This is a genomic window from Candidatus Mesenet endosymbiont of Phosphuga atrata, assembly GCF_964020175.1.
Lineage (GTDB): Bacteria > Pseudomonadota > Alphaproteobacteria > Rickettsiales > Anaplasmataceae > Mesenet.
This window is the reverse complement of the sequence record NZ_OZ026541.1, coordinates 372614-392672: the sequence shown is the minus strand read 5'-3', so window position 1 is coordinate 392672 and position 20059 is coordinate 372614. Positions and strand designations below refer to the sequence as shown.

General features: G+C 32.1%; 15 protein-coding genes. 5 read left to right on the top strand and 10 right to left on the bottom strand.

Annotated elements, in window-relative coordinates; all coding sequences use genetic code 11:
- Positions 1–84: 84 nt before the first annotated feature.
- The 4 genes from AACL09_RS01900 to AACL09_RS01885 form a co-directional block, all read right to left on the bottom strand.
- The gene (locus AACL09_RS01900) at positions 85–4923 is read right to left on the bottom strand and encodes a hypothetical protein (RefSeq protein ID WP_339048482.1); all 4839 of its coding nucleotides are present in this window, start codon (positions 4921–4923) and stop codon (positions 85–87) included.
- A gap of 126 nt (positions 4924–5049) precedes the next feature.
- Positions 5050–5544, bottom strand: a complete 495-nt coding sequence (locus AACL09_RS01895; protein WP_339048480.1) for an RDD family protein — start codon at positions 5542–5544, stop codon at positions 5050–5052.
- Positions 5545–5605: 61 nt separating this feature from the next.
- Positions 5606–6178 carry an RDD family protein gene (locus tag AACL09_RS01890; protein WP_339048478.1) on the bottom strand — a complete coding sequence of 191 codons (573 nt, stop codon included), beginning with the start codon at positions 6176–6178 and terminating at the stop codon, positions 5606–5608.
- Positions 6171–6818, bottom strand: a complete 648-nt coding sequence (locus AACL09_RS01885) for an HAD family hydrolase (protein ID WP_339048475.1) — start codon at positions 6816–6818, stop codon at positions 6171–6173. Before AACL09_RS01885 ends, AACL09_RS01890 begins: the two co-directional genes overlap by 8 nt.
- Before the next feature lie 93 nt (positions 6819–6911).
- Between AACL09_RS01885 and dnaN the strand changes: the two genes are divergently transcribed.
- Positions 6912–8018, top strand: a complete 1107-nt coding sequence (gene dnaN / locus AACL09_RS01880) for a DNA polymerase III subunit beta (protein WP_339048472.1) — start codon at positions 6912–6914, stop codon at positions 8016–8018.
- A 359-nt stretch (positions 8019–8377) separates the two neighbouring features.
- On the opposite strand, the gene AACL09_RS01875 is transcribed toward dnaN, so the two are convergent.
- The 3 genes from AACL09_RS01875 to AACL09_RS01865 all read right to left on the bottom strand — a co-directional run bounded on the left by AACL09_RS01875 (position 8378) and on the right by AACL09_RS01865 (position 13038).
- Positions 8378–8425 (bottom strand): hypothetical protein, encoded by a 48-nt coding sequence (locus tag AACL09_RS01875; RefSeq protein ID WP_339048971.1) that lies wholly within the window; start codon positions 8423–8425, stop codon positions 8378–8380.
- A gap of 1664 nt (positions 8426–10089) precedes the next feature.
- Positions 10090–11346 carry an ankyrin repeat domain-containing protein gene (locus AACL09_RS01870; protein WP_339048470.1) on the bottom strand — a complete coding sequence of 419 codons (1257 nt, stop codon included), beginning with the start codon at positions 11344–11346 and terminating at the stop codon, positions 10090–10092.
- A 186-nt stretch (positions 11347–11532) separates the two neighbouring features.
- On the bottom strand, positions 11533–13038 hold the full coding sequence (locus AACL09_RS01865; protein WP_339048468.1) for a UbiD family decarboxylase: 1506 nt from the start codon (positions 13036–13038) through the stop codon (positions 11533–11535).
- 153 nt (positions 13039–13191) lie between these two features.
- Here AACL09_RS01865 and purD point away from each other — a divergent pair, with 153 nt between their 5' ends.
- From purD to rpmG, 3 genes are all read left to right on the top strand, one after another.
- Positions 13192–14457 (top strand): phosphoribosylamine--glycine ligase, encoded by a 1266-nt coding sequence (gene purD, locus AACL09_RS01860; protein WP_339048969.1) that lies wholly within the window; start codon positions 13192–13194, stop codon positions 14455–14457.
- A gap of 340 nt (positions 14458–14797) precedes the next feature.
- Positions 14798–15658 carry a hypothetical protein gene (locus AACL09_RS01855; protein WP_339048466.1) on the top strand — a complete coding sequence of 287 codons (861 nt, stop codon included), beginning with the start codon at positions 14798–14800 and terminating at the stop codon, positions 15656–15658.
- A gap of 126 nt (positions 15659–15784) precedes the next feature.
- Positions 15785–16000: a 50S ribosomal protein L33 gene (rpmG, locus tag AACL09_RS01850; protein ID WP_339048464.1), complete on the top strand. Its 216-nt coding sequence runs from the start codon at positions 15785–15787 to the stop codon at positions 15998–16000.
- A gap of 16 nt (positions 16001–16016) precedes the next feature.
- Here rpmG and AACL09_RS01845 read toward each other — a convergent pair whose 3' ends face one another.
- Entirely contained in the window at positions 16017–17738 is a 1722-nt protein-coding gene (locus AACL09_RS01845) for a monovalent cation:proton antiporter-2 (CPA2) family protein (protein WP_339048462.1), read from the bottom strand.
- A 10-nt stretch (positions 17739–17748) separates the two neighbouring features.
- Positions 17749–18309, bottom strand: coding sequence for a thioredoxin family protein (locus AACL09_RS01840; protein WP_339048460.1), 561 nt, complete (start codon positions 18307–18309; stop codon positions 17749–17751).
- A gap of 109 nt (positions 18310–18418) precedes the next feature.
- On the opposite strand from AACL09_RS01840, the gene tmk reads away from it, so the two are divergent.
- Positions 18419–19033: a dTMP kinase gene (tmk, locus tag AACL09_RS01835; protein ID WP_339048458.1), complete on the top strand. Its 615-nt coding sequence runs from the start codon at positions 18419–18421 to the stop codon at positions 19031–19033.
- Here tmk and AACL09_RS01830 read toward each other — a convergent pair.
- Entirely contained in the window at positions 19004–19996 is a 993-nt protein-coding gene (locus tag AACL09_RS01830) for a P44/Msp2 family outer membrane protein (protein ID WP_339048456.1), read from the bottom strand. The two genes, tmk and AACL09_RS01830, sit on opposite strands and share 30 nt — an antisense overlap.
- Between the last annotated feature and the right edge of the window lie 63 nt (positions 19997–20059).

Genomic DNA, 20059 nt, shown 5'->3' with positions numbered 1-20059 from the left:
AAGTATACTTGATGCATGCATAGTTGCACGGAGTATTTTACTTAGCTGGCCTTATAACCCTAAACTTGTCAGTTTAAAGTGTTTTTAATGAACATGCCCAAAAATTTGAACTTCCAATCCGTTCATTAAATAAGTATCATATTCATTATGGTGATCTAAAAATTTAAGATCATTATGATGTGTTTCAAGATGACCTAAAACATCTAGATTTAATTGATCTGATGAATCAGAAGATGATAATAACCCATAACTTAAGTTATCTATTTCATGAATATTGCCGATCACTTTACCATCTGCCTTATTTAAAACAACTAATTCAAGATGGTCCTTTCCTTGATGATCTTTAAGATGCATCAGCTGCAACGATATCTCTTTTTCAGGAAGTTTAATACTCTTTCCTTGTTTATCCTGGATAATGAACTTATCACCTTTGAAGTAATATTTCCCTTTTGGTAGATCACCAATCTTAAAGCTATTACTTTTCAATTTATAATAGAAATCCAATACATATTGCTGTTCCTCTGATGATGCTGCTTTCTCATATAGAGATTTAATATCCTCATATTTAACTTTTATCTCTACTTTATGTATTTTTTGCCCATTAGGAAGAGTTACTTCTTCACCTTTACCAACACTAAGGATAGTATTTTTCAAAACAATATCTTCATGTTTTGCATGGTGTTTATCTACCTTATGTGATGCTTGTGGCTGATCACTTTGCATTTGTTCTTTGTGAGCATATTGCTGTTTATGGTTATTTTGCTCTGAACTTAAGAACTTATCGTCAATTTTATCATAATAAGTACACTTATGTTCATGGTCTCCTAAAGACTTAACAAGAGTCTTAAATTTAACTTCATCTTTACCTAAGTTATAGAACCCACTTTTAGAATGGTCGTTTTTATATAGTACATAAAATAATTGATCACCATCTTCTACACCCTCTTGATGTCCAACCTTTTTAATATCAAAATCCCTTGAATCAAGTTTAACACTTTTCATGTACCCGTTATTAGCTTCTGCTTCTTGGCTTTTTTTAATCATTTTAAAGGTTGTAGATGCATGTTTATCATCAGAGTTACTATTTTCTTTCACTCTGTATATGATAACATCGCCTTTCCCTATGGCTTCTTTGAATTCTACGCTGTTACTACTATCATGCTGCTTTTGAGTTTTTTGTGCATTCACTACTGGTTGATCAGACTGAGCTTGTTCTATCTGTGTATGAGAGAGTAATTTGTGATGTAACTCACTATCAAAAGGATACTTAAATTTAGTATCTAAATATTTAGCAGGAGACTTAAACTTATCTTGCCCTAAGTCATAAAAGCCACTTTTAGAAGGGTCATTTTTATCTAAAACATAAAATAATGAGTTACTGTATGGTATGTGATCTATACCATCTTTAACCATATATTTGCCTTCGTGGGAACTATCTTGAAGTTCAGTTATATGCAATTTATTTGTATCCAGCTTTATGCCTTTATTATCCTCATCGCTGATACCTAAGGCTTTTTGGCTCTTCTTAGTCATTTTTAAAATTGCAGATGAACGTTCGTCATCATCAGGATTAGCTTTCTCTCTTACCCTATATATAACAATATCACCTTTATCTATAGACTCTTTTAATTCTATGTTCTTTTTAGTTAATGCTTCTTCTGCTAATTTTTTTTCCTCTTCTGCCTTTTCTTCTTTTTCAGCAATGTTATTAGACACTTGTGTAAATATGTTTTTTTGTTCAATACCGTTACCATTATGACTTAGCAAAGTATTTTTGACATCCTCTAAAAACTTACTACCATCAAGGCCACTAGGCTCCTTATCTTTCTCCTTAGAATCTTTATTATAAAAATCAGGATTATGAATTACAGATGAAGGATAAAAACCATGATCTATAATTTCAGAACCATCAGCTGATATTTCTATCGAAAGACCGTAATGATTAAGTGGAAGATTGCCAACGAGCACACTACCGCTACTACTCTTAACATATAGTTCGTCTCTACTAGCATATTCAGCGTATTTATTATACACGATATAGTAAAGCTCAGGATCTAAATCAAAATAGTCGTCAAGATTATTAAATTGAACATTATCTCCTAATGTTTCACGTAAAAAGTTTTTACTTTCTTCTGTAAGCTTTATACGTACACAGTGATAAAGCTCAAAATCTTTAAGTGTAAGTTTTAGTTTTTCTACTATCTTCGGATCTCTGCTGTTAAGATCTTCTAGGGCTAATTTTGGATCTCTTTTTTCACCTCTTTCGATTTCAAAATTCAGAATAATAGGTTTTTGTGCTCCAGGTTGGATCGCATTGTTATCAACATACTTTTGTTTAGAAGAGTAACCATCTTCATCAGCTGTTCTTTTCCCTCTTGCTCCACTGTTTTGCCCTTTATCGTATTGCACATTATAATCACGGTAATTGTTATTGCTAGATTGCATTTGAGCTTTTTGTGCATAAGCTACTGGCTGATCGCCTTGCATTTGTTCATCGTGAGACTGTGATTTTTGGTTTTCTGAAGTATATATTTTTTGATAATCTGTATACCCCTTATCAGTACCACCTATATCACCTTTGCCTTGATCAAAAGTTATTACTTTAGTCCCATTACTTAACTGTTCGATGTTAACTTGAGGAGCAACAGACGCTAAGAAATCAGTGTAACTGTAGTTGTAGTCAACAGAGAAGAATATCTTATCTGTGTAATTGTGGAAATTATTAGATAACATACCAACTTCCTGACCATGTTCATCGAATAATTTTACTTTTGTAAAGTATGATTGGTGCTTTAGCTTTATTACATTACCACTTGCATCTCTTGGTATTTGATAGTCGTTTGGGTCATATCTCATTTCAAATATAGTGCCAGGTCTATATTTATCAAAATTAATCAGCCCTATATTTACATGTTTGTGTGAATGATCCTCTTTTGCATACTTATGTGCAAATATTGGATCAATATATTTATATTCATTCGGAATAATATTACCTCTTACATCATAATTACATTCATTACCATTGCTAGTAACAGGCATTAATTTATTCACTCCATCTTTTTCTGCTAATTTTAAGTGAGTAATTTCCTTTGGTAATTGGTAACGTATGTTTTTTCCATGATCATGGATAAAGAGTCCCCCTTCTGGCATAATATAAAAACCCTTATTTTGGAATGTATACATAAAATCATCTTGCTCTATTTTTGCTTCATATACATCATCTTCTGTTCTTTCTGTTCCTTTATTATCAAGTAGCACTCCTCTTTTAACTATGGTAGCTTCTTTAGTTCTATCTGATTCCGAATGATCTAAAAACATAGTATTTTTTAATAATAATGAGCTATCTACCTTCTCTTTATCAATATGGTTAATGCTTGGCTCAAGTAATTCATTTCTATGCAAGTGTGGTTTATCATAGTACTCATCTTTACTTACTGCTCTACCATCTATAAGAGAGGCTGTAAATTCACCACTCTCTTTTGTGACAGCAATGTAAGCTCCATCTTCATATCTCGTATATAGACCCATTAAATTATCTGTAAAAATAAATGTCCCTCTATCACTGCCTTCTATTTTGACAAAATAACCACTTTCAGTGAGTAATTCTCCTACCTTATAGTTACCATCATATATTGATACTCCATTCATTTGCTTTGCTGAATTTGCACCATTTGAGTGAATAGAATATATTTTTCCCTGCTCAAAATCCACAGATGACTTACCTATACTCCTTGCTTGGCTTGGGTCAAAATATGTTAACTCTTCAATCACATCTTCCTGTAGTTTTCCCTCATAACGAGCAATGTTTTGAGATATGTAAAATTTATATTCGTTACTATCTTTATACTCATTACCGTATTTATCACAATAAGTTAACTTCTTTTCATCATTGCGATTAACTAATTTTATAAACCTATACTGTTCTGATAAATCTAGACTACATCTAATAGCTGAATTTTCAACACGCAAATAATCTCCAGTAAAGTAATGCGATGTAGTAGAAAATTTCCCTACACTCTCACCATCCATTTTTTCTATATTAGCTTTGTGGTAAGATACGTTTTTTATTTCTCCGTCCACTACTTCTTTTTTAGTTCCTATAAAATCTCCTTGTGTTACTTGCAAAGCATTTATTTCCTTCATTGCAGTTTCAGTATTGTGTTGAGATAGCCATTCTCTAAAATCTTTCTGTTGTACTAATTCTTCTATGCGACCATTATCACTTTTTTTTGCTGCTTCTAAAAGCTCACCCAATATTCCCTTCTCCTTTGAGTACATAATTAAAGCATGACCCATTTTATATACCAAGCTGTTATCTGCATGGTTTTCTGAATATTGTAATTTTAAGATGTTATTTATATTTAAATCTCTTGTACCAATTGCTTTTTCTGCCTCATCAATGCTAAACCCTTCTTGAGTATTAAAGCTTTGGTCTGAGCTATGCTCAATGTAATCAGCAATACCCTCCATTAGTACGGTAGGAAGTGATTTACCTCCCGTAGCAATATAAGTCAATCCGTGAGCTAATTCATGTTTAAAATTATGAATTTCACCTGCTTGGTAAACATACATGTCAGCAAAAACACCTTGTTCTCCCCTGTAGTAAGTCTTACCACCCTCATCTCCAAGGTCAAAGCCAAATTTACTACCAAGATGCTTATAATCAGCTTGATCATCAAAGATGTAGACTTTTAGAATCTTTTCTGAACCGCTGCTTTTCAAATTAGATATATTCTGAAAATTTTTTACTACTTCCCTCGTATCAGATTCCATCTGAGCAATTTTGTTTGGCTTTAAGTTATGAGAATAAACCTCTACCTTAATATTTAACTCCGAAAATCTTACTTCATAAGGCGAACTAAATCCTTTATTATTATTGCTAAAGTATTCTTTAATCATATTATTATACTGTTTTGTACTCATATTAATTTCCCCTTTTGGTTGATAACTGTACTAATAATACAATAATAAATAGATTTTGCTAAAAAGTTATTAATTTAACAATATTTTTATTGTTATGTTAAGAATAAGACACAAACTTTTAGTACACTATATTCTTGTTCTAACTACCACTATAGTTTTAAACAAAATATCATGCACAGTTTGTTTTTTATTGGAAAAGGCAGCTGTTAGGTACCAAGCTGTACTTAGCATTAATATCATAACTTCTAGTATCGATAAAAAATGCAAAATTGTATGATTTTCTACAATCTCACTTAGTTTATATAATATCATCACTATAAGTGGCAGAAAACATTGAGATAAGCTTCTATCTAATGCAAGTTCTACCTTAATTTTAGTATTATCAAGACTTGCAACGTAAATATTCATTATCTGCTGTCCAATAGTTGCCTGACTCGCAGATGAGATAAAGTAAGTATAATACAGACAATTCAGTGACATGTGCATTACGTTTAAAATAACGGGGAATTTTTCAAGTACTATAAAAAGAATACAGCTAGGAAACAAAAGAATAGCTGTATCGATCAAATATGCAGCAAAACGCCTTTGTATTGTTGTAATCTCTACATTTAAATCATTCATTACATATTTCTAACGCAATAAGTCAGAAAGTTTAGCAAATTTTAGAAAAATAATAAATAGATTAATTAGCTTTTTCCAATCTTCCCTTTACAACAACTGTCTTACATAACATGTCATGTATCATCTGATTCTTATTAGAAATAACTGGCAGTACTATATACAAAGCTATAAAAAACACAAATGATATAGCTTCTAAGGTTGATTCATCTAAAAAATTAATAACTATTAGTATAAATGCACCTTCAATTATAGATGGTAAGAATACCCACATCAAAGATCTTATTAGTGCAAAACCAGCTCTGATTTCAATTCGATTAAGACGCACAACATACATATTCATAAACCTTTGTCCTAATGTTGCTTGCCTAAAAGAGGACGTAAGGTAAGTATAGTACAAAATGGGTAATGAAGCTGTTACAATAATCCCAACAAATGCAAGTATACCTGAAACAGAGGAAACTAATTTTGCAAGCAATCCGCTAAACTGCTCAAAAGAAACGATACTCGTAAAGAATAAAATTAATAATGGGAACAACATAAGCAAAGGTATAACTAAAGAAATTATTAAACCATCAACACAAAATGCAATAAAACGCCTTACTAAATCTGCAGGTTCCAAATATATGCTACTCATTATTTCCCTCCAATATAGGCATTACGAGTAACATAAATTGATTAAAATTCTCAAAAGATAATAAGTCTTCATAACCAAGCATGGGTTTACCATATACAATTGGCAAACAGTTTGCATTTATCGCACAATGCACGTCAGTTATACTATCTCCAACAAATAATACTTCATTACTTGATTTTATATTACTACCCTCTAGAGCAAATACAGCAGGGAGTGGAGATGGTTTGTCTTCTGAAGTATCACCAGAACCTATAATTTTTTTGAAGTAATGACTTAACCCTAGGTAGGCAACTTCTTTTCGTAAGTTATTACCTTCTTTATTGCTAACTATCGCTAGATACAAATTATACTGCTTTAGATTTTTCAGCATCTCTACCACTCCTGGGTTAGGATTGAGATCTTTGAAAGGTGATTGCTGATCTAGATACTGTTGATATATTGCACCTGCTTCTTGCCACCTATCACCAAATAAGTTGACTAAAAATTCTTTTCGCGAGACATAACTATGTCTACTTGCCTGTAGACTATTATTTCCCATTTGCTTTAATGTGTGATTTATTGCTGCACTTACACTTTGTTGACTGTCAACTAGTGTATTATCCCAATCAAATAATATTGCTTTTGGTACTTTTTCTAACATTTATTCACAATTTACCTTAGGTAAGCTATAATACTATTTTACTTTTAATAAAATATTAATATCATTTAATTGCAATAGTACTTTATAAAATCAGTGGAAGAAATTTCAGGCTTGAATTTTACTATAAAGAGAGAAAATATTCTAAGTGCGTTATCTTGTATAAGTGGGATAGTTGAGCGACGTAATGTCATAGATGTTTTATCTTGTGTTCAAATCAAAGCATCTCAAAACACTGTAACACTCACAGCATCTGATCTTGATATTTCTATAGTTGCTTTGCTTGAAGCTCAAATCTCTACTGAAGGGGAAGTGAAAGTTTCAGCACACATGGTTTATGATATTATCAGAAGATTGCCAGCTGGCTTAGATGTTGAATTTAAATTGAGTAATGCCAAACTATCTATAGTGTGTGGTAACTCAAGCTTTTCAGTACCGGTTGTTGTAGCAGGAAAGATCTTCCCTATCGAAGAGGATAATTTTATCTTCAATTTTGAGTTGCCAGCTATAGATTTTTTTAACTTCTTAACTAAGATAAGATTTGCAATGTCTTCAGATGATGCTCGTTATAATTTAAACGGTGTTTATATTCATAACCATAAGCAAACCTTATATTGTGTTGCAACTGATGGTCATCGCCTGTCTAATGCGAAAATTGAACAAAAAATTGAGAATGATTTTGGTGTGATAGTCCCACGCAAAGCTGTTACGGAAGTCTTGAAAGTTTTAGATGAAAAACATAATCTAACTATAAAATTATCACAAACAAAAATACAATTTGAATGTTCACAATATATACTAACATCTAAATTGGTGGATGGAACTTTTCCAGACTATGAAAAAATAATCCCAGCTGACGAGGGTATGTCTTTGATGATTGATAGTAGTAAACTTGCTGATGCTATAGATAGAGTGTCTGTTGTTATTTTAGATAAAGTTAAGCCTATAAAATTTTTCTTAAAAAATAATGAGTTAACTTTGCATTCTATATCATCTGACTCTAATTATGCTACTGAAAGTTTGGAGGTTGAATATAATGGTAAAGAGTTAGAAATAGGGTTTAATTCACGTTATTTACTTGAAGTTTTATCTTGTATAAAAGGCAAATGTGAGCTTGTTTTCTATGATGAAAACAGCGCTATGCTAATGAAGGATAGAGATTCAAAAAGCTTTTTACATTTAGTAATGCCCATGAGGCTTTAATTTTTTGCAACAACAATCAGAAGTTTTTGAATTTGCTTATCAGTTCTTGTAAAGCTATACAATGATAATCAGGAAATAGAGTTTCTTTGATAGGAAAATAAAAGAAAGAAGTAGCTTTAACCATGAATTAATATGGAGAAACTACCAAATAGGAACAAGTTTTTGCATTCCTAAAAAGCATAAAAATAAGAAAGATGAAAATCCAAATAAGAAGGTTTGTAGAAGCAGTTTGGTATATGGTAAGAAATGGAGGCTTTTGCCCAAAATCTACGGCAATTACAGGAGCATATAGTCTTTCCTAAACTGAATGATAAACCTCAATAATAGAGTTACCAACAAGAAGAAGAAATGTTGATGCATTAGAGGTAACTTTTGATGGTATGCGAGCAATGTTCAATGGGGTTCAAGTCAGGAGAATATGGAGGAAGATAGAGTAAATTGCCTTTTCAATTAATTCTCTTGTTTTAGCGGTTTTATTGCATTATCGATAACTACAGTTGTATTAACAGGCAGCTCCGGTAGTGTTCTAACCATGTATTAAGTACTTCTTTATCACAACCTCCAGTAAAGGTCAGAGGTGCAACAAATCTTCTTCCATCCTATTATGTTCTCGTCTTTTGCCAGTGCATGTATTTTCTTTCCTCTTGTCCATATTCTCTATATAATCTTTCATCTATATATACGATTGGTCTATTTTGGCAATTTTTTCGATAAATCTTTTTCATCTCTTGATAAATTTTTTTTAATGTGATTTTTAGCTGTTGTACCAAATTGCGCTTATTCCGAACCAATTTCATCTCTGCCAGCTGGATGCTTTTTTACATATTCTTCTAGGGATCTATTTTTCGTATGAAACCACTAGCTTTTGCTGGTTTTATCCGGCAGATTGCTTTTTCAGCCATCTGTATAGTATTGCTATTCCAACAGCTCCACAACCTCAGCTTTCGACTTCCCTTTCTCAACCATAGATACCGCTTTCTCCCGTAAATCTAAGCTATCTCTTTATATATTAAAAATTTCATTATACCTTTATCATTTATTTTGGAAAGTACTATAGTTAGGTGCTCGCCTTCAGCCTTAGTATTTCAGTATTAGATCTACTTTAGTTTATTTATAAACACAGCTCTCACAGTACGTTTGATTTAAATTGTACTAAATACAGATATTTACAGGTGAAATAGCTGTAGAGAAGAGAAACATAAATTACGTAGATATTGTCAGTGGTAATCTGATCATCTACATATTCTACGCCGCCCACTATCCAACAATATATCAAACCAAGAGTTTGAACAATTTAAAAAAGGGATTACTAATATAAAATAGACAAGATATAAATTCTAATTTAAAGAGATGAGATACAAATATTGTAGAAATACCGTAAAAATGATTATACAGGAAGCGCTATAATTGTAAAAAAGTAGATGAGAAAACGCGTGCTAAAACTTCGATAAACGAACTGCTTAGAGAGTAATATAAATTACTAAACTAAGCATAAATTCAAAAAAACATTTTCATCTCATACTCCTATAATTAAAAAGAAAAATTTAAAATTTGTTTCATCTTATAATTGTTTTATAGAGTTCTCTGAATCATTATTTATTTTGATCTTATCTTTCAACCTTTTTCGACCTATTGTTGATTTAGTGCCAATCTGGAGAAAAAGCACGTGTACAACATCAGAGAGAGGACGTTTTTAGCCCTTTTCACGGATTCCCACCATGAGAGGACTACCAATTGATAATTGGAAGCGCTATAGTCGTATGTTTTAAAGCATATGACCACAAAGGTATCAATCTTGTTTTAAGAAAAAATCTTAAAATAGCTAAAACTATTCAGTAGGTCGCCAAAGATCCTATTCAATATATTCAGATCTTTTTTTCCTATACATCTGCCACTTTAAAGGCCGCCTCTACAGCCTCAATCTCTCCAGATTGGCATTCTCTTTATATCATATACATTCACAACCATGGAAGCAGAAAATTGGCGGAATTTTACTGTTTTTTCAAAATTAGTTACGATATTTATTTAAAGCTAATAAAATTTAGGTTTTATACAAAAACTTACGTTAACCCTAGCTGATACAACATCCCTTGTCAGTTGATGTTTGATAAATATTTTTTAATTTACCTAAAAATACATATGCTTTAGCTAATAATGTATCTGGAGTTTGACAGGTGTCTTGTAACTTGCTTAAAAGTACATCTGCTTTTTCACTAAGAGCGAGCATAACATTCTTTTGTTCATTACTATCTAAATAAGAAAATATTTCTTTTAACACTTCTTCAGGGAGATATCTCTGCACATTTGTGCCTTCTTTTGTCACTGTATCTGCATTTATTGAACTGCCAAAATCAGTTATAATTGATTTTTCTCTATCATAAAATTTGAGGAAAGTGAAAATCATATTTTTTATCACATATAACAAGCACCCAGGTATAAAAGATAACTCTCCATTAAAACCATATTTTTCTTTAATTACTTCAAACTCTTCAATTAATTCTTGTCCTTCAGCTTTATTGTTTATGTAGCTAGCAATAACTCTTACGTTTTCTTTTTTATCTCTTTTTATGTTTGCTTCTATTAACTTACCTAAGTGGGGCATTGCTTTGATTTGTTTAAATGCTGTGAGGCAATTTTTTAAGCGAGGTGTGTAGTTTATCCTTTCTCTTGTATCTCTACACTCTTTATTTACATTAGCACCGAAAAGTAGTAGTAGGAAAAAACTCTCTAAAGGTCTCTTCGATGTAATAGCGCTATATAGATCATAATTTTTCATATAATTTCTTAAAGGCGTGTAGCCAGAATGGCCAGTATTATTAACACTTGATCCGTACTCTAAAAGTAGCCTTATTATTTGTGGATCTGTATAATAGTGGGTTGCAACGTGTAAAGGAGTTTCTTCAGAAACATTCCTGGCGTGAATATTTGCACCTATGTTTAAAAACAATTCTACTAATTTTCTTGATTGTTGATAAATAGCGTTGTGTAGAGGTGTTGATCCATTCTGATCGTCATAATGGATATTTGCACCATTTTTTACAAGAAATATTGCAGCTTCTTCTTGATTTAATATAACAGCAGCATTTAAAGGTGTGAAATTCTGTCCTTTTGTGCCTTTTTCACCATTGTCTATATCTGCACCATGCTTTAGAAGTAGTTTCATAATTTCTATGTTGCCTTCTTCAGCAGCAATACACATAATAGTTCTATTACCAGCAATGGGATCAATGACTCCAATATTAGGATTTGCTCCTTTTTCCAATAAGGAGCGTACTTTCTCTATGTTGTTCCCTTCTACTGCATCAACTAATTGTTCTTCAAGTAACATAACTCCCCCCTATAAGTTTTATACTAATTTTAGTATAACAATAATAATATTAAGTTTTATTAATTTAAAAATTAGTATTTTAGTTTTTATGTAAAAGGGGTTATGAGATAGGCTATTAAATACTACATACCTGAAATTGTAGAACAGCTTTTTTTATTGCTTTTTTATTCTTCTTAAACTTACTTTCTATGTTTCTTTGTTTAATCCGAACTTATAAAACCCATATTTTTTCCAATTTTCTGTAACTTTTTCTATTATCTTTTCATCCATAGTGATTATTTCTCCCCACTCTCTTTTTGTTTCAGGTGGCATCTTATTTGTTGCATCAAACCCTATCTTACCTCCTATTCCAACCTCTGGTGAAGCAAAGTCTAAGTAATCAATAGGGGCATTTTCTATAATTGTTATGTCACGCACAGGATCCATCCTTGTTGATATTGCCCATGCTACTTCTTTCCATTCTCTTATATTAATATCATCATCTGTTACTATAACGAATTTCACATACAAAAATTGTTTTAAGTATGAAATTATTCCCATAATTATTCTTTTTGCATGGCCTGGGTAAGATTTTTTAATTGAAGCTATAGCTATTCTATATGAGCATCCTTCCGGCGGTAGCCAAAAATCAACTATTTCAGGAAATTGACCGGTAAGTATCGGTATGAATATCTCATTTAATGCTTCTCCTAAGGTAGATGGTTCATCCGGAGGCTTGCCAGTATAAGTGCTTAAGTAAATAGGATTTCTGCGCATTGTAACTGCAGTTATGTTAAATTCTGGGAATTGATCAACTGAATTATAATATCCGGTATGATCACCATAAGGACCTTCACTTCGGTAGTTATCTAAACTCACATATCCTTCTAAAACGATCTCAGCATTTGCTGGAACTTTAAGAGGAACTGAGACACAATCGACTAATTCAACTGATTTTCCATTAAGTAGCCCTGCAAATTGATATTCAGATAATGTTTCTGGTACTGGAGTTACAGCAGCCAAAATTGTTGCTGGATCTGATCCAATCACTGCAGCAGCTGGAAGTGCGGTTCTATTTGTTTGTTTCCAACGTCTATAATGGCTAGCAGCACCACGATGTGCTAACCATCGCATTAATGTTGTGTTTTTATTTACAACTTGCATGCGATATACACCCAAATTGAAATTGTCCTGCTTGTTACCCGTTGGTCCCTTTGTTATAACAATTGGCCAAGTAATAAGAGGTGCTGGTTCATTTGGCCAGCAAGTTTGAATTGGTAATTTTCTTAAGTCAATTTCTTCTCCTTGCAATATTATTTCTTGGCACGAAGCTTTTTTGATTGTTTTAGGCTTCATTGATAACAAGGTTTTAAGTAATGGTAGCATTTTGAATAGCTCTTTAACATTCTCTGGAGGAGTAGGTGACTTTAAAAATGCTATAAGCTTACCTATATCTTTTAATTTATCAGGTGTTGTTCCCATGCCCAATGCTATTCTTTCCACAGTGCCAAACAAGTTAACTAATACTGGCATTGAGCTCTTACCATTTTCACTAACAACATTTTCAAATATTATAGCTGGTCCTTTTTTAAGTAAGACCCTTCTATGTATTTCTGTTATTTCAAGTATTGTAGAAACTTGCTCTTTTATTCTGATTAACTGATCGCTTTTTTCTAGTTTTTTTAAAAAATCACGTAGGCTATTATAAGACATTTACTGTTCAAAGTTGGTAAAAGAAAAATAGTTGTAAATCATAGTAATTTTATAATATAAGTAATCAATATTTTGTTTACTAGCAGTATATTTACTATAAAATAAACTACTAGACTTTTTAGAGCAAAAATGGCAGTAGAAGAGGAAAATAAAATAAATGTGTTGGTTATTGGTTCTGGCGGACGTGAGCATGCGATTTTATGGTCATTGAAAAAATCACCACTTCTAGGAGAGCTTTACGTATTACCTGGAAGCGATGCAATGAAAGACTTAGCAACGCAGATAGACATAAATATTAATAATTCAATTAATGTAATAAAAGCTTGTAAAGACAGGGATATTAAACTAGTAGTTATAGGACCAGAAGAATATATCATAAATGGTTTAGGAGATGTTTTAAAAGAAGAAGGAATTTATGTCTTTGCTCCAAACGGATCTTCAGCAAAATTAGAATCATCTAAAAGCTTCACAAAGGAGTTATGTAAACAGTATGGGGTACCTACAGCAGAATATGGTTATTTTGTTAATATAAACGAAGCTAGACAATTTGTTGATAAAATGAAAAAGCCAGTAGTTGTAAAAGCAGATGGTCCTACATCAGGAAAAGGAGCAATAGTTTGTAAAACAATCGAAGAAGCATATTCAGCAATAGATTTAATGCTAGTACAGAAAAAGTTTGGTGCAGCTGGTGATTCTATAATAATAGAAGAGTTCTTAGAAGGAGAGGAAGTCAGTTTTTTTACTTTTGTTGATGAGACAAATTTTATAATTTTAGGTTCAGCTCAGGATTATAAAACTGTGAATGAAAATAATGAAGGAGTAAATACAGGTGGAATGGGCGCATATTCACCTGTATCAGTTATTACTGAAGAAGTAAGGCATCAAATTATTAAGCAGATTATCTATCCTACTATCCATGCTATGAAAGAAATAGGTAGACCTTTTACGGGTATATTATTTGCTGGTTTGATGATAACTAAAACTGGACCTAAGCTTTTAGAATATAATGTGAGATTTGGTGATCCAGAAACTCAAGCTATATTACCAAGGTTAGAATCAGATTTACTCGAGTTTATTTGGCTGACAGCAAAAGGAGAATTAGGTACTGAGCAAATACAATTTAACAAAGATGCTACGGTATGTGTGGTAGTAGCAAGTAAAGGTTATCCAGATGAATATCAAAAAAACTCAATTATTAGAGGATTAGATAAAATAGAAAAACTTCCTGATATACTTGTATTCCATGCTGGGACTAAATTAGATACAAATAATAATTGGATATCAAATGGTGGTAGAGTGCTTAATATAGTTGCAAGAGGAAAAAATATTGAAGAAGCAAGGTATAAAGCTTATGCAGCATTAGATATGTTAGATTGGCCTGATGGTTTCTTTAGGTATGATATAGCTAAGCATTCATAAAATATAATATTTATATTTTTAATACATAGTGTTTAATTATTATTATAATAGAAATTATGAACACTAAGTTAATTTCACAAAATTCTTTAAGAAGCAGAAAAAATCAATTGTATCAAAGCAGTATTATATTCAACTAATATTTTACACTATTAGTAGCGCAGCACTGGTAACTTTAAAAGAAGTGGTTAGAATATAACAAAATAACGTATCTTTCTCACTACTTTGTACAGCTTTTAAAGTAATTTTCCTCTTACTAGAAGAAATAAGATATTTTCTAATATAGGAAGAAATTTAATATTCTTGTTGTAAATATTTATTTTGTCTAGGCAGTGAGGAAATTATGAAATATGAGATTACAGAAAAAGGTCGCTTAAAAATTACTGATAGTAAAACTAATAAGTCATTTAAAGTACCAAAAAAGTTTAGTTACTTAAAGTTAGTAGAAGGCGAAGATGAAGAGTATCAATTTACCTTTTGTACTAAAAAGGGTGATGTTCTATCTGATTACAAAAAATATAATAAGGTAGATGATAAATTTAAATACATTGACACAGGAGTTATAAATGATGAAGAGATAGATCTTGAAGAACTATATGATGAAGAGCGTATTTTCTCTGTCAAACCTAGTAAGACTAATAAAGAAATTGCAACAATATTTGACATCGATGATAATATAGAAATAGGTATTTTATCTGACTCTATGTCAATAGGAGATGAAAGAAAAATAATTGCTCACGCTAATGGAGAAGGTAAGGGGTATGTAACTTTATTTGAAATAATAAAACAATCTGTTCCAGATGCTTTTAATGGCGATGGAAAATTTAAGTATTTAAGTAAGATTAATGATATTGAAATCAAAATGGGTGTAGAGCTTAAAGATACCGATATTTATAACCCTTATGAAAAAATTGCGTATAACTGTGATGCTGAATCGTGTTTTTTGCAGTCCTATTACACTGATGATGGAACTTATTTTAAAATTGATAGTGGGCAAAAGTCACAGTGTAACCTTAAAGAACTTTTGACAGGTAGTGCTTCTCATATGAATATCTATCTTAGAGGCATACCAAAAGCTAACGGTGAGCCAATACTATTTATTCATGAAGATGCTCCTTTGCAGATTTTTGAAAGTGATAAACTTATATTCGAAAATCATCCTAGTAACGATATTCCTGTCTATTTTCCAGATTACATGCTTTAATATTAAACAAGTCACTATAGTTTTTTACTATAGTGGTTTTTACTGAAATTTTTTGATATTGACTTTCTTATTTAAAAAAGTAAAATTTTACCTTCTTTAGGTGTATTTTAAACAATAGGATGACAAATGGTTGCAAAGAAAAAAGCTACTTTACTAGTAAAACTTGTCAGTACTGCAAAGGTTGTTAAAACAAAAGCTGATGGAACAAGTGAAGAGAAATCTACTGGTTACTTTTATGTAAAAAAACGTAATCCTAAAAAATTGGTAAATAAATTGTCTTTCCGCAAGTATGATCCAGTAGTTAGAAAGCATGTTATGTTTAAAGAAGAAAAACTAAAATAAATAGATTGTTTTTCATTTATAAATAAGGGTCATCACCATCTAAGTCTTGCAGGATTGCATAATTGCCTTTTCTAAACTTACGTTTTAAAGATGCTATAGTATTTTCACTCACGCCACTTAAGTTCAGTGCTGCTGCACCTAATTGCAGCCCAACTTCGAAAGTTTCTGGTATTATCTTGCTAACACCAAAGTCTTTATATGCTGCTGAATTACTTAAGTCATAGAGCCTGATAACTATATTTAAATCTTGAAACTTTTGTGCAACTAAAGACACAATTTTTTTTATTGTAACTTCATTTCTTATTGAAATTATAAGGGTCTGAGCTCTTGCAATACCAATAGATTGCAGCATTTCAAGCTTTGTAATATCACCAAGATATATAGGAAATCCTTCATTTTTCCCCTCTCTGACTATTTGTGGTTGGACATCTACAATAACATAGCTTAAGTGTTCAGTAGCTAACATTTTTGTTACCATGCGCCCAGCTCTACCAAAACCAGCAACTATTACGTGATTATTAAGGTCTTGGGTGTCCATAATTAATTCCTTGGTATTTAGAATAACTTTTTCGTCACTTGCAATGTTAGCAATCCAGTCGCCTAAACTTGCTAAAAGTGGAGTAAATGCCATGGTAACTGTAGTTAACATCATAAGTATTTGTGCAATGTTACTTGGGAGGACGTTAAATTGATTTGCTAGTCCGAATAATATAAATGCAAATTCTCCACCTTGAGACAGTAATAACCCTGCATGTATTGCAGAAGCTGCTTGAAAGCGAAAAAACCTACACAATACATAGATTATAGATGCTTTCAAAGCTATCAAGCTGATAGATAGTAGCATAATTAATGGTAGCTGACTAAGTAACAACTTAATATCTATCGACATGCCTACAGTCATGAAAAACAGACCAAGAAATAAGTCTTTAAACGGTAATATCGTTTGTTCTACTTCGTACCTATATTCCGTTTCTGCAACAAGTAGCCCAGCCACAAAAGCTCCAAGAGCCATTGATAAATTAAACTTCTCGGTAATAAAAGCTGCTCCTAGTACAATTAGAAGTGTTGTCGCTATGAATATCTCACTGTTTTTCATTGTTGCTATCATAGTAAAGAGTGGTCTTAAAAGTAACCTTCCGACTATAAATATCAAAATCAGTGCAATTGCTGCTTTCGTAAAAGCATATATTAAAGGCTTGATTAAACCCTGATCAGAATGGCCAGCAAGTAAAGGAAGTAACACTATCAGTGGTACAACCGCAAAATCTTGTAGCAGTAACACAGCTATCGATAATCTTCCAACTTGAGTTGCTTGATGACCTCTATCTTGTAGAACTTGCAACACTATTGCTGTTGATGACAATGCAAGTCCACCACCTATTACTACTGCAGTGTTAGAATCTACTCCAAAAGCATATGCAAGACCCCATATTGATAATGTAGTTACAATCACTTGGAGAGAACCAAAGCCAAAAACGTGTACACGCATGGCAATCAGTCGTTCGAAAGTAAGCTCAAGTCCAATAACAAATAATAAAAATACTACCCCAAATTCTGCAAAATTATCTATTACTTCAGGAGCATGTATTAAATTAAATCCGTGAGAGCTAATTAATGCTCCAGCAACAAAGTACCCTAAAACTGGACTAATACGCATTTTCCAGAATGCAACAACAATAAATACAGCTGCAAATAATAAAATTATTATGTCAAATAAATACTCTGTATTGTTATGCATTTTACTTAATTTATCCTTTCCATTTTATTGAACATCCTATACTTGATCTTTGATTTTCTATAGGCTTTCCAGTAGTTACTGTATATACCATAGCGTTAAGTAAATCGCGATCTTTTTGCTCATTATTAATTTCATTCATTCCCGATTTATCAAAACATCCTCGATAACATAATTTTAATTCAGAATTAAAACCGAAAAAATCAGGGGTACAAACCGCACCATATTTTTTAGCAACTTCTTGAGTGTCATCGATTAAATATGGAAAGTTGAATTTATGTTCTTTTGCAAACAAAGCCATATTTTCATAAGAATCCTCAGGATAGCTTTCAGTATCATTAGGCATAATGGCAACAGCACCAACGTTATGTTTTGTGTGCAGTTCTTTCATATCATGTACCAATTTAGTAATAATTGCTTTAACATAAGGACAATGATTACATATAAACATTACAATCAAAGCTTTAAAATTACAAAAATCATTTAAGCTATAATATTTGCCATCGATCCCCATCAAATTAAAATCTTGAGCTGAGAAATTCGTATCCAAATTTGGTGTACTTAAAGCAACCATAACACCCTTATATAAATAGAATGGAGTTAAAATTATGTAAGATTTATAGCTAGATGTCAAATCTATAGATAAAGATGGCAAAATTTGTTTTACATATGTATAAATTTTTATGTTTATAACTATTGAAGGTATAGATGGGTCAGGAAAAACCACTGCATCTAATTTTCTTGCCGGGCATTTGCAATCAATATATGGAAAAGAAAAAGTAATACTCACTCGGGAACCAGGAGGTACTAATTTTGCAGAAGATATAAGGAAGTTGTTACTCAAAAGTGATCAAATTGATCCCATTGCTGAACTTCTGCTATTTACATCAATGCGCAAAGAACATGTGGAAAAGCTAATACGTCCTGCACTTAAAGAGAAAAAAATTGTCATTTGCGACCGTTTTATCCATTCAACAATTGCCTATCAAGGATATGGATATGGTATTGATATTAAAATTATCAAAGAGCTACATGAAATAGCGGAAATCCCATACCCTGATATAACATTTATTCTTGATGTTGAGGTAAGTGTTGGGCTGCAGCGCGCAGCCCATAAAAATAAATATGAAAAAATGGGAATAGATTTTTACAATAAAGTAAAAGATGGCTTTTATGATATTGCCCTAAGTGATCCAAACCGCTGTTATATTATTAAGTCAAATAGCGATCTCAGTTATCAACAAATACTAACCATTCTTAAAAAGAAATTAGAAGTTATAAACCATGCCAACCTCTAAACCGTAAATACCAAACCTGTGATTAATGGTTGCTGTGGTTGAGGCAATACGTGTGGTGTAGTTATAATTGTGATTATTACGTTCATTACCATTAATAATAACTACATTTAAAGTTCCTGCATCACCAGCTGGAATCTTTATTATAGGTAAAACACTTGCAAATTCATCATTAAAGATGCCAAAATAACGCAAACCAGCAAATATTTGAGCTTTTTCAGCTAATCTACAACTTGCACCAAGCTTTAGTTGATAAGCAGGAGCATAATGACTTTTTCCTAAAAATTTGACTTGAGTGAATCCCAAACCACCACCAACATATGGAACAAGATACGGATTTATATTTAAATCATAATATACGCTCATCAGCATAGCTCGATTGTTAAAGCCCTCATTTTTTATTTTAAATGCAGCATTTGTGCCAACAAGATTTGGATATATTCCACGCCTGTTCCAATGCCATTGTATTCCACAAAGTGGACTGGCAATCGTTTTCCATTTTGAATCACACGTCGTTCCAGCAGAAGCTGTGTTATCAAAAAAACCAGTAGGAGATGGTCGACTGAGGCGGATAAGCTCAACATACCCAGCTTTATCTTTATCTCCATATTCTTCATCATCGAGGTTAAGCTGCGAGTATAGACCTTCAATTTCAATTCTAGAGGGCAATAGGCGTGAAAGCATAAGCGGCAGCTGTAGCGTATTTAACTGATAGCCAATTGTGCCGCCACCAGCAAAGCCTGGGGTGTATTTAGGCTTATAACCTTCTACAAATTCTTCATCTGAATTGAAGCTCATAACCTTTTCTGTTACGTTACCGGCCTCTTCCTTGCCAGAGAAATCTCCTATTGCATTGCCAAATGCGCCAAAATAACCACCTCGAACATAGAAGTTCTTTAATTCAGCACAATGCGCAGATGAACAAAAAAGTAAAATTGTTAGTATAAATATATTTCTATATAACATAAATTTCTCCTAAATTGAAAATACACTAATTTTATAATAAATTGCATACTGGCAGGCTTTACT

Excerpts from the sequence above, each read along its gene's own strand:
- tmk (WP_339048458.1), top strand. The coding sequence starts at position 18,419 with ATGTTTATAACTATTGAAGGTATAGATGGGTCAGGAAAAACCACTGCA.
- AACL09_RS01830 (WP_339048456.1), bottom strand. The coding sequence starts at position 19,996 with ATGTTATATAGAAATATATTTATACTAACAATTTTACTTTTTTGTTCA.
- AACL09_RS01845 (WP_339048462.1), bottom strand. The coding sequence starts at position 17,738 with ATGCATAACAATACAGAGTATTTATTTGACATAATAATTTTATTATTT.
- AACL09_RS01885 (WP_339048475.1), bottom strand. The coding sequence starts at position 6,818 with ATGTTAGAAAAAGTACCAAAAGCAATATTATTTGATTGGGATAATACA.
- AACL09_RS01855 (WP_339048466.1), top strand. The coding sequence starts at position 14,798 with ATGAAATATGAGATTACAGAAAAAGGTCGCTTAAAAATTACTGATAGT.
- AACL09_RS01865 (WP_339048468.1), bottom strand. The coding sequence starts at position 13,038 with ATGTCTTATAATAGCCTACGTGATTTTTTAAAAAAACTAGAAAAAAGC.
- AACL09_RS01870 (WP_339048470.1), bottom strand. The coding sequence starts at position 11,346 with ATGTTACTTGAAGAACAATTAGTTGATGCAGTAGAAGGGAACAACATA.
- AACL09_RS01840 (WP_339048460.1), bottom strand. The coding sequence starts at position 18,309 with ATGGTTGCTTTAAGTACACCAAATTTGGATACGAATTTCTCAGCTCAA.
- AACL09_RS01890 (WP_339048478.1), bottom strand. The coding sequence starts at position 6,178 with ATGAGTAGCATATATTTGGAACCTGCAGATTTAGTAAGGCGTTTTATT.
- AACL09_RS01895 (WP_339048480.1), bottom strand. The coding sequence starts at position 5,544 with ATGAATGATTTAAATGTAGAGATTACAACAATACAAAGGCGTTTTGCT.
- AACL09_RS01900 (WP_339048482.1), bottom strand. The coding sequence starts at position 4,923 with ATGAGTACAAAACAGTATAATAATATGATTAAAGAATACTTTAGCAAT.
- rpmG (WP_339048464.1), top strand. The coding sequence starts at position 15,785 with ATGGTTGCAAAGAAAAAAGCTACTTTACTAGTAAAACTTGTCAGTACT.